This window comes from Clostridium sp. AM27-31LB, from assembly GCF_003480745.1.
GTDB lineage: Bacteria > Bacillota > Clostridia > Lachnospirales > Lachnospiraceae > Butyribacter > Butyribacter intestini.
Genome location: NZ_QUJS01000026.1, coordinates 1 through 1,340, shown reverse-complemented (window position 1 = coordinate 1,340; position 1,340 = coordinate 1). Strand labels below are relative to the sequence as shown.

Genomic DNA, 1,340 nt, shown 5'->3' with positions numbered 1-1,340 from the left:
TTCTACCTACCATCTATTAATACTTCCTTACCTTTAAATGCGAAACCATAATGATATATATTTTCCTCTTTCACACCTCTTTTGATAAGCTCTGCATCATAGTCTTTTTCTTTTATCTGTCTTAATGCGTTTTTTACTGTTTCTTCTAATGTATCTTCTTTCTTTGGATTAAATACCTTAAACTCTATCACAATACCCGGTAATTTTTCATTGTTTTTGTCTATCGGTTCGAGCATTATGTCATATCTTCCGAAACCACTCTCCCTATTTGAACTTAGAATGTAATTGTCTACCTGGTCGACCATCAGTCCGAGCACAAGCCCATGGTAAAAACGCTCTGGTTCTTCGTCAGATGGAGTTTTTCCTGTATCAAAATAACTTATTACTCCTCTTGCAACTCTGTTCATGTATTCGTTCATACTTTCAATGTCACCATTGAAAAGTGATTTTACAAAATTATTGTATGCCGATAGGGATCTGTTAAACCATCCCTTAAACATCTTTAAAAACATACTTCTTACTTCCCTGTTTGTAATTCTCAATGAATATATTGGAAAATCCAGAGTCTCACCTGTTTCGTCCTCACTTTTAACATATTCCACCTTTAAATAACCGCTTGCGAGCAACAAACTCCATATTGCATTTTCATCCAGGTCAAGCTGTTCAAACACTATCTGCTCATCAATATATGTTTCTATACTTTCTCCCGAAATAAGACTTTCCATCTGTTCTTTTATTTCTCCGGGAGCCGTCCTTATTAATTTATTTACAAGTGCATTAGAACTTGAATCAGCCCAATAAAGTTTATATTTTTTTTCATCCAAAAAATTGATTATCGACCACGGATTATAAATATCTTTCTTATCTCCAAATGTAAATCCGTCATACCACGCTTTCACTTTTTCTTTCTCACCTGAAAGTTCCTGCTCGTCAAGTGCAGCAAATACCTCTTCCTCATTGAAACCAAATGCAGTATTATACTGATTTGATGTTGTAGTAATAACTACGAGATTATTTAAATCCGAAAAGATACTTTCCTTAGACACTCTTGTAATTCCTGTCATTATCCCCCGTTCAAGATAAGGATTTGTCTTAAATGTTAAATTAAAAAGACTTCTGGTAAATGCTACAAGTTCATCCCAATATCCATTTACATATGCTTCCTGCATAGGTGTGTCGTATTCATCAAGAATAATTATCACTTTTTTTCCATAATAACGACTTAAATAGTTTGATAAATCATTTATTGCTTTCTGTGCTATTTCATCACTCATATCAGGACATACTGATTTAAATTGTATTTTTTCATTGTTATTATATAAATCACTTTTCATTATATA

Annotated in this window: 1 protein-coding gene; it reads right to left on the bottom strand. The window is 32.9% G+C overall.

The annotated features are described in order from the left end of the window. Positions 1 to 2 precede the first annotated feature (2 nt). Positions 3 to 1,340: AAA family ATPase (locus tag DW721_RS15830; RefSeq protein ID WP_118746311.1), on the bottom strand; the 1,338-nt coding region annotated here is incomplete at its 5' end.